Raw genomic sequence first — 9,561 nt, forward strand, 5'->3', positions numbered from 1 at the left:
TCGGCTGTGGACAGCAGTCGGTCGCATTCGGTGCGGCCGCCACGGCCCCGACTTGGGGAGGACCAGCCGCGGCCCGCCGAGCCCGACCTGACCCGCGGCGGCCCCCACCCGTTCTGGCTCCCCGGCTGGGAGAAGTACAGCACCTGGGGCTACGAGCAGGATCCGAGCGGACACCAGCACCTGTACGCGCAGCTGATCCCCAACCAGGACGGCCCGGACGCGGAACCTCGGATCTGGATCACCCCGCCTGGGCACACGGTGCAGACTGTCGACGAGCTGGCCGAGGTCATCGCCGAGTCCATCGCGCCCTATGAGCCGGTCAGGATGCCGGCGTGCTGATCAAGCGGTGGTTGACTCGCCCGCAGCGAAGGCGGAGAAGCCGGTGGTCGGGGCAGAGCTCATCGGCGGACTCCTGTGGAGTGACGGGCCGGCGGCATACGAGCAGGACACGCGGGGGCGTGGTGGGTGGTGAAGCTGCGCCTAGCGCGGCTCCCCTTGGGTGAGACCGCTCTTACGCGCCCGGACTGCCCTTTGTTGCCCCATGCCGGAGATGATGTTGCCCGTCGTCGAGTGTGGGCGCGACGAACGGCGCGGAGAGCGTGGTGAGGAACTCCCTGTTCGCCTCGTGGTTGTGGCCCAGGCGTATGGCGTGTCGTGGCAGCCGGTTCAGGTGTTGAAGGACCGCGGACTGGGCGTTGGGCATGCCGGCGTTGCTGCCGTTGTGAAAGCCGAACAGGTCGGGGTACCGCTCCGTGTCAGAGGCGACGAAGACTTCAGCTGTGACGTGTGCGTCGCGGCTGGTGTCGATGCCGGCCGGAGCCGTGAGGGACGGGGTGATGCGGGGGAGGAGGACGGCCGTCGCGGTTCCGGAGGTAGCAAGGGGCAGGCCGAGCCACCGCGTGAGTTGTTCGGGCCAGATGTGCGCCTTGAGCTCCCGCCCGGACTCGGATCTCAGAGGCGTGACCTGTCCGTTGACGAGGGCGTCCGTGACGCTCTGGTCCTGGGTGGGGTGGGGTGGTTCACCGGTCCGTAGGTGATGACCGGCGGCGGTGGAGAGGGAGAGGGCCTTGAGGAGTCCGAGGCCGATGGCGGCCGCGGAGGGCCACGGCAGAAGTCGGAGCGTGCCGTCGGGGTGGGGGCGGGCGAAGCAGCAGTCGTTGGCCAGCAGTGCGGTGCCCTGGGTGGCCAGGGTGAGAGCGGTGGTGGTCTTGCCCGCGCCGGAGTCGCCGAGTGCCAGGAGCGTCCGCCCGCCCGGGAAGGTGACGGCGGAGGCGTGGAGCAGGACCCATCCGTCGGCGATGAGCTGGGCCCGCATCATCTCGCGAGCGAAGCGGGTGGTCGCGGTGGCCAGCCGTGTCGGCCGACCGGGGCGGGAGGAGGCTGTCAGGTCCTCACGGCTGGTGATCGCAAGGTGCTGCTCTGCGGGGTTGTAGTGGTAGCCGAGTGCCGGGTCGGACAGGGTCTGCGCGGTCACGGTGCCGTCGAGGTGGCGGGTGTAGCCGATGCGTTCACGGGCGAAGACGGCGTGCTGGGAGTGAGCGAGGGGGGCGGGCGCCTGGTGGTCTGCGTCGGTGGCGGTGACCGTCGGCCCTTCGGCGCTGGTTGAGGGGCTTGCCCGCCAGTAGGGACCGAAGTACCGGGCTGCCCAGTCGGTGACGGAAGCACTGTTGGAACGGACCCTGACGGTACGTCGGCCTGCCGCGAGCGTGAGGGTGTGCGTCATGAGCGGAGCCCTTCCGGTGGGCCGGCCCCGCAGGGCCGGGTGAGGGACGTGTGGCTACGCGCTTGTCGGGGACTCGGCATGTGTGCGGTGGCTGCGCGGTGCCCTCTCACGCAGGACGTCGGCCAGCCGGGCGATGCGCCGCAAGGGGGCGAGGTCGGGCGGCGGCGGGGGCGCGTCGCCGAACAGGACCGTTGCGGCATGGCGGACGGAGGTGTCCAGCGGGGAGTCGGTGAGGACTTCGTCGTGCAGGAGGGCGCCGTCGCGTACGGCGGTGAGGCGGTGGTGGTTGCGTTCCAGCTGCCAGCCGCCGGGCGCGGTGACGGGTTCGAGGTGCAGGGTGAAGCGGGTCCGTCCCGCGTGGACGGTGAGGTGCCGGTAGCGGTCGTCGGCGGCACGCAGGCCCTGGCGCCAGGGTGGTCGGGGAGCGGGCGCGGTGTCGTCGGCCTGGCCTGGGCCGAGGATGGAGGACGTGAGTTCCAGCTGGAGGCCTGCCGCGGTGCCGGGCTGGGGCAGGCGGGTGCGTTCGGTCAGGGCGGCGACGAACAGGCGCGGGTCGTATGCCGGCTCGGTCGTGGTGGTGGCCGGGTCGGAGGCGAGGTAGTTCTCCCAGGTCGGCGGGGGCAGGATGCCGCGTACGACGGCGAGCATATGGAGCCACTCGTAGCCCAGGACGCCGTAGTCGCGGTCGATGAAGCGGCCCGAGGCGCTGTCGGGGCGGCGGTCCTTGGTGAAGAGCACCGACACCTTCTCGATGGGCGCGTCGGGCTCGAGCGTGGCGATGAGGTCGGCGAACGCGGGCAGGGTGGTGGAGTGCCGGTACTGGTCGTTGACGACGATCCGCGCGCCAGGGTGCTCGGCCAGCAGGCGGGTGAAGGCGTCGATCTCGTGCCCGCGGCAGGCCGGCTTCTCCATCAGGACTCGGGCGGCCGGGTTGTGGGCGAGCACCGCGCGCAGTACGGGAAGGTGTTCGGCGGTGGGGCAGCAGATCGACCACAGGTCGATACCCGCGGCGACGGCAGGGGACAGTTCGCCGACCTCGTGGGGGAAGGTGCGCACGGCCGCAGGCAGGTCTTGGTGCTTGGGGTCGATGACGGCCGGTGTGGCGCCGAGGTCGGTGAGGATCGCGGTGTGCAGCCGGCCGGCGACGCCGTAGCCGACGACCGCGGCGCGCCGCAGTCCGGTTATGGCGGCCGGTTTCGCCGGGCGAGGGGCGGGGACGGTGGTGGGCTGGTGGGGCGCGGGTCTCGGTGCGGCGTACAGGTCGTAGTACGCCTCCCAGAGTCCGGCGGCTGCGATGGCCGTGTCGGCGGGGGCGGTGTGCAGTCCGGGAGGAACGCGGCCGGGGTCTGTGCACAGCGCTGCGGCGGCGATGAGGGTGCCGGCGCGGTAGGCGTCGTAGCCCTGGTTGGGGATGGAGTCGGCCTCGAAGAGGTTCATGGAGCGGCCGTTGCCCAGCAGGGTGACGGCCTGTCCGTCCGGGAGGTCGAAGCGCATGCCGACGCCGGGGATGTCGGTCGCGCGGGCGCGGTGGGGGCCTTCGGTCAGGGCGGAGAAGTCCCGGGTGGCGAACGGGGCGAGCAGCGCGCCGTCGGGCAGATGAGGAAGGTCGTCCGGGGTGAGGGCGAGTTCGCCGGAGGTGCCGATGACGAGGAACGGTGTGGTGGAGGCCAGAGCGTCGGCGGCGGTGCGGTAGGTGGTGAATCCGTCCTCGGCAGCGTCGATGAGGGCCGGCAGGTCAGTGTCGACGACATCGACGCGGCACCCCAGAGCCCGCAGCTGGGCGGCGAGGCGGGAGCCGAGCGTGCCGTAGCCGAGCAGGAGGACCTGGCGGCCGATCATCTTGCGGTCCGGCAGCAGGGCGCGCAGGCGGCGCAGGCACGAGTCGGCGATCTCGCGGTAGCCGAGGCGGGTCTTGACCTGGGAGCGGGCCAGGTTGAGGACGGGGATGGCCAGGGGGCCGGCCGCGGCAATGCGCTTGATGCCGCTGACGGTCAGCTCGAGTGCGGCATCCACACGGCGCGGGGCGCCGGCCGCGCCGTAGCCGCGGGCGAGCAGTCCTCCGTCGTCGACGACCAGGACCCGTCGGCCCGCCGCGTGGGCGGCGTCTAGGAACGCGTCGACTTCGGCTTGGACCCGGGCGAGGCCGGTGCGGTGCGAGGCCGGGTCGTTGACGGCGCTGTTGTCCAGGACGTCGCTGCGGTAGCCGCGCGCCAGGAACGTGGCGTGGACCCGCTGCCTGTTCCAGGTGTGGTCCCCTTTGTCCAGGGTGAAGATCCACTCGGCGGGGATGCCGGCCCGTTCCATCGCCAGGACGAAGCCGGTGCTGTGTTCCAGGTAGTGGTCGCGGAAGAGCAATGCCCAGCCGTCGAACGCCTGCTGCGGAGCAGTGCTGTAGCGCTCCAGCAGCGGCATGGCGGCACGGATGCCGTCCAGCTCGCTGTCGGTGTAGGGCAGGGCGCGCGCGGACAGGGCGTCATGGAGTTCGGCGGCGAGCCGGCCGGCGCCGGGGGCGGGATCGACCAGGATGTCCACGGCGGCCGGAGCAGGAAGCTGAAAGCCCAGCGTGCGCGGAGCCTGGGGCGGCAGCGTCTTCCACCGCACCGTCACCACAGGGCCCGAGTCGGGGCTGGTGAGGTGGATCGTACCGGGGCCCGCCTGGTCGCACTGGAGCTGATGGCGTCCGGCGACCGCGGTCGCGGCGGCGATCACCTCGTCGGAGCCGACCGGTCCGCGCAGGACCGCCCAGTCGCCCTCGGCCGCTGGTAAGACTGTCATGGACATCACGCCCTCCCCGTCCCTCTGGCGCCGGTCGAGAGCCGTCAGCGGCTGCGGGATACCTGGGCGAGTGCGGTTTCGACGTCGGCCAGGTTCTCCAACAGCCGCTGGGCGGCCGCGTGCCGCAGCAGCCAGAACTGGTCCAGGTCGTCCTGGAGCAGACCTGGCTTGAGGTAGTGCTGCTTGACCCCGTACAGGCTGGTCATCAGCTGCAGCAGCGCCACGCGGGCGCACGCGGTGACGTCGGCGGCCGGCAGGTGAGGGTTGGTGTCCAGGTAGGCGGCCACGAGGTTCACGCCGGCGGCGATCCAGTCGTCGTTGAGGACGACGGTGCGCGGGTCGAAGGCGATGCGGCCCAGTTCGTAGGCGACCAGGAACGGGTCCGGGGGAAGGAAGTCCAGCACGGCCGCCAACGTGTTCCCGTCGAACAGCAGGTTGACCGCGGAGTAGTCGCCGTGCAGGACCTGGCAGGTCAGCTGGGGAAGGCCGGCCAGGAGCTCGGGGATGCGGTGCAGGACCGCGCGACGCTCGGCCAGGGTCCGAAGCGCCTCCTCGTCGAAGGCGTCGCGCTGGGCGCGCTCACCGGCGATGCCCAGCAGCTTGACGGCGGTGGCTTCCAGCTTGTCGATGTCCGGGTCCATCCACTTGTCGAGCTTCGACGACGGCCGCTCCCCGGCCGGGTGATCGGCGAACGCCACATGGATGCGGCCCAGCGCCGCGCCGGCGGCACGCTGCTGGGCGGGGCTCAGCCCGTCGTCGACGACCGTGCCGGACACCCACTCCCACACGGACACCGCGACCCGGTCCTGCTGGACGAGGCGGCGCCCGTCCGTCGAGCGCCGCACCCTCGCGACCGGCACCTGGTGCGCGCCGGCCAGGGCGGCCTGGTCGACCGCCTGCTGCTCGGCCGCCAGGTCCGCGCCGTCCTGGTACTGCTTGACGAACAGCACCTCATCCCCGGCCTGGGCGCGGTAGTTGACGGTGACCTGGCCGATCGGCAGCCGCTCAAGGGCCACGGCAGGCAAGGCGTAGGCGCCCGCGAGGACCGAGGCGAGATCAGCGTGTGCGTCCGGGTCCAACACGACCCCTCCTTGTGACCTGTCGTGACCGGAGGGACACTCTATGGCCTCGCCGCAGGGGGGGAACCATATTCGGCCCACCACCGGCAGGCGGACCGGTACCGCGCCAGGCACGCCCGTGTCGTGCGGGGCCGGCCGGTCCACTCCACGGCGACCTCGATGTCCCGCCCGCCCGCGATCTGTCGCGCGGCCTGCGCCGCGACCATCCTGTGGCCCGCCGTGTGAAGGCCGGATCCGTCGTCGGACAGATGCACGACCCGGGCGAACGCGAGCACCCGATGCAGCGCCTCGTCCGAGCCTTGGCCTGCGGACGGTACGGCAGCGGCCAGTTGCGAGGTATCGGCCAGCAGCCGCAGGCGGGGCCATCGCTCCAGCAGCACCTCCAGAGTGTCCAGCGCGGCGGGCTCGAGCCAGCCGGGATCGTGGAGCTCGACCAGCAGCGGGAGTTCGACCTCCGGCAGCCCGCCACCGTACATGGCCTGAAACAACCGGCCCCGCGGCACGATGCGGCCCAGCAGCCGCACCCACCCGGCGCCCAGCACCGCCGCGGCGACAACGAGCCGCTCCAGCTCCACCTGGGCGCGGTCCCGGGCGGTCTCGTCGGCGGCGAACAGGTCGGCCAGGTCCAGATCCGCCGTCACACCGGTGACCGGCGCGAACTGCCGTGCGCACTCGCGCCATGACTCCAGGGTCGCCCGCTCCTGCCGGGCCAGGTCGTATCCGCGCGGCCCGCCCCGCAGATGCACGAACGAAATCCCCTGGGACGCCGTCCACTCCAGCAGTTCGGGCACCCTGAGGCCGCGCACACCGATGCTGTAGAGGCCGACGCCGATCTCTGTCACGAGGTCCTCCAGTCCAGCAGCACAACGGGCTCGGCCGGGCGGCTGGGCGCGTCCAGCACAGCGAACAGTTCCGGCGCGCATGCTCCGGGAACCGTCCGGCACCACCGGCCGACCAGGGCCGGATCGAGATGCTCGGCCAGCCAGGACGCCACGGTGGTGTAAGCCGCCTGATAGGCGCCGGGGGCCGCGGGCGCAAGCTCGTGCATGCCGACCACCGTCCACCCGCCCCGGTGCACCTCCAGCGCCCCGAGCACGTCGCCGGCCTTGGGGGTGCCCAGCAGTCCGAGGACTCCGCTGGGCTCGGTCAGGGCGGCCGCGCGCCGGACATCCCCGGTCGTGTCGATGACCAGGTGACCTCGCCCGGCCCCGTCCGGCCGCTCGCACGTGACCCCGGGGGCCTGGCCGATGGGCGCCTTGCTGCGCGAGGTCACCACCCGGATCCTGGTGGCGCCGCGGCGGTGCAGTTCCAGTACGCAGCCCAAAGCGACCGGGCCGGAGCCGACGACAAGGGCGCCGTTCACGTCGACAGCAGGTACGCGGTCCAGACCCAGGCAGGCCATCTGCCCAAACCGGGCCAGTGCGGCAAGGCTCGGCGGCACACCCGCGGGGGCTCTGACGGCACCCGGACACGCCGGGTCGAAGGCGGCGCCGTGCGGTACCGGGGCCACCAGCCATCCCGCGGCCTCGTCCGTACGCCCCAGCGTCATATATCCGGCCTCGCGGTCCGCGCCGGCCAGATGACGGCGCTCGGTTCCCGGGCTGAGGACGCTGAACTGCCCCGCCACCATGCCCGGCCCGGGACCTACCGCCGACAACAGCCGCGCCTGGCCGCGAACAACGCGCACCCGAGCCCCGGCGTACCGGCGCACCCCTTCCTGCCCCCTCATGAAGAAACCTCCGTGACCGGTACGGGCATGGCGGCGTGAGCGAGGCGCTCGATCCGGTCCGCTATCAGCTCAGGCGCCCCCCACGCCGCATGGAGGGGAATCGTGCGGGCCAAGGCTCGCACCAGGGACAGACGCCGGACGGCGGCCTCGCCGTCCTCCAGGAAGCGCAGCACCACCGGGGCGTCGTCGAGCAGTCGCTCCAGCAGATGACCACTGGCCCGCCACCACACGTTGGCAGCCGTGTGACCGTCCAGCACCCCGACCGCGCCCTCACCGGCCGCCGGATCACCGTCGACATCGACCAGCACCGCCGCGGCCACCGTACCCGGCGCAGTTAGCGGAGATTCCCACAGCCCGGGCACGCGGCTCAGGTCCACACGATCCTCGCCGGCAACCGACGGTACGAGGTCAGGGAACCAACGCCGCGTCGGACCCGGGCGGGCAAGGAACGCCGCCGTGCCGCCCACCACGCGAGGCGACAGGCCCTGGGCCGAGCAGTCCACGAGCGTGACGTCCCCGGCCATCACCCGCCAGCCGCGCAGGAACAACGCCAGCGCGACCAGCGTCTTGCCCGCTCCGTGCCCGCCGAGCAGCACCACCACCCGGCCGCCGGCCGGATGCCGAAGGGCAACGGCGTGGAGGCACAGCGTTCCATGGGCGAGATGCAGCAGATGCAGATGGGCGTTCAACAGCCGGCGCACGTCGCCGACCCGCGCCCCCTGGGGCAGTCGCACTGCGTCCGTCGACATATCCAGGCCGGGCCGCAGGCCGTCACGGGGCACACCGGGCAGGTGCGGCGCGATCTCCTCCCACCGGGAGACCAACACCGCATCCGCCCTCACCTCAAGCCCGCGCCCGGCGCTCACCACCTCGTACACCTGTTCTACCGAGGCGTTCACCGGCCTCGACCGGCCCCGGGAACAACGCCCTCCAAGGCCCGCCACACCGGCGCCGTCGACAGCTGCTCCACCGCCACCCGCAGCACGGCGGCAGGGACGCCGGACAACAACCCGTCCACAGGCCCCATCCCGGCCGACTGGTCCGCCAGCCGCGCTCCGCCCATCAGGCCCAGCGGATCACTCACGTACACCATCTGATCCGTGATGTCCGCCGCCCCGGCCACCGCCCGCTCCAGCACGCCAGCTCCCGCCTCGCGCACCCGAACCCCCTCTCCGGCCGCGCCGGAACCGTCGACGACCACCACCGCACCGAGCCGGACGGGCGGCGAATACGAGATCCCCAGGGCAGCGCGGTGCTCGGCCGGAGTGAACAGCACCCGCTCACGCACCACCCCGGCAACAACCGAGCGATCACGCCGCCCGCCGGCGACACCTCCTACCAGCGACTCGGGCACAGCGACACGAGTCGGCCAGCCCACCACCATGCCGCCCGGGCCGATCAGAACCAGATCGTCGGCCAGGAACCGGCCGCCCAGCTCCCGCACCGCACGGTGGGCGAGCGTGGACTTCCCCCCACACCGCCCCGCCAGGAACACCAGAGCTTTCCCCTCCACGGCAACCGCCGAAGCGTGGAGCATCCGCCACCCCGACGTCAGCAGCCGCGACGCGAAGAAGACCCGGGCCAGCCAGTCCGCCCACCGCAGCCCCACCACGTCACCGGCCGACACCACCAGCCGAGTCACACCCGCGACGGCATCGACCTCCATCCCAGCCGGCGGCGCCCCGGACCGGTAGCGCGCCACCAGCCTCATCACGCCGTCCGTCAGCCCGACCACCGCCAAGCGACGACCTCCGTACGGAAGCCCCAGAACCAGCCCCCCGCGACCAGAGGCATCCTCCGCTTCCAGCAGCGGAGCACCTGCGCCTTGCTCGACCTCGAGCCTCCACTGCGCACCCGCACTCGACGACTTCACGGAACACGCCGGAACCAGCATCTCCACGACGGATCCAAGAGCACCGCGCGAGGGTGATGCCACCTGTAACCGCCACCCCGCAAGGACCAAAGAGATCCGCTCCCTCTGCGCCGAGACGCCCCCAGCGGGGCCCGCCTCGCCAAGTGCAGCGTCAACGACCACCAATACGCCCCTTCTCGGACACGAAAGATTCGGAAACGCACTCTGCACCCGTCTCAGGGCGAATGCGCAGGTACCCCAAGTCACCAGCAGACGAAGCGAATCGAGCTGACACCCGAAGACCACTGGCGGCGGCGCTCCGATGAGCCGCAGAGGCGTTGAGCACGGAAATCACCGGTCGGGCCGCCCAGATCAGGCCGAGTCGAGCCCCATGGGACCGGGC

8 protein-coding genes are annotated in these 9,561 nt (G+C 72.1%); 1 reads left to right on the forward strand and 7 read right to left on the reverse strand.

Annotated elements, in window-relative coordinates:
- A partial coding sequence (locus tag QK442_RS35615) for a hypothetical protein (RefSeq protein ID WP_282698285.1) occupies positions 1 to 339 on the forward strand: 339 nt, incomplete at its 5' end.
- 172 nt (positions 340 to 511) lie between these two features.
- On the opposite strand, the gene QK442_RS35620 is transcribed toward QK442_RS35615, so the two are convergent.
- The 7 genes from QK442_RS35620 to QK442_RS35650 are packed head-to-tail and all read right to left on the reverse strand — an operon-like array spanning position 512 to position 9,047.
- Positions 512 to 1,723: a hypothetical protein gene (locus tag QK442_RS35620; protein WP_282698286.1), complete on the reverse strand. Its 1,212-nt coding sequence runs from the start codon at positions 1,721 to 1,723 to the stop codon at positions 512 to 514.
- Positions 1,724 to 1,777: 54 nt separating this feature from the next.
- Positions 1,778 to 4,504, reverse strand: coding sequence for a Gfo/Idh/MocA family oxidoreductase (locus QK442_RS35625; RefSeq protein ID WP_282698287.1), 2,727 nt, complete (start codon positions 4,502 to 4,504; stop codon positions 1,778 to 1,780).
- Positions 4,505 to 4,542: 38 nt separating this feature from the next.
- On the reverse strand, positions 4,543 to 5,580 hold the full coding sequence (locus QK442_RS35630; RefSeq protein ID WP_282698288.1) for a phosphotransferase: 1,038 nt from the start codon (positions 5,578 to 5,580) through the stop codon (positions 4,543 to 4,545).
- A 38-nt stretch (positions 5,581 to 5,618) separates the two neighbouring features.
- The gene (locus QK442_RS35635; RefSeq protein ID WP_282698289.1) at positions 5,619 to 6,419 is read right to left on the reverse strand and encodes an AP endonuclease; all 801 of its coding nucleotides are present in this window, start codon (positions 6,417 to 6,419) and stop codon (positions 5,619 to 5,621) included.
- A complete protein-coding gene (locus tag QK442_RS35640) occupies positions 6,416 to 7,306 on the reverse strand; it encodes a hypothetical protein (protein WP_282698290.1) in 891 nt (296 codons plus the stop codon). The genes QK442_RS35635 and QK442_RS35640 overlap by 4 nt, the downstream gene beginning before the upstream one ends.
- Positions 7,303 to 8,184, reverse strand: a complete 882-nt coding sequence (locus QK442_RS35645) for a hypothetical protein (RefSeq protein ID WP_282698291.1) — start codon at positions 8,182 to 8,184, stop codon at positions 7,303 to 7,305. Before QK442_RS35645 ends, QK442_RS35640 begins: the two co-directional genes overlap by 4 nt.
- Positions 8,185 to 8,201: 17 nt before the next feature.
- Positions 8,202 to 9,047, reverse strand: coding sequence for a hypothetical protein (locus tag QK442_RS35650; RefSeq protein WP_282698292.1), 846 nt, complete (start codon positions 9,045 to 9,047; stop codon positions 8,202 to 8,204).
- Positions 9,048 to 9,561 lie beyond the last annotated feature (514 nt).

The organism is Streptomyces sp. CC208A (assembly GCF_030010625.1).
In the GTDB taxonomy this organism is placed as follows: Bacteria; Actinomycetota; Actinomycetes; order Streptomycetales; family Streptomycetaceae; genus Streptomyces.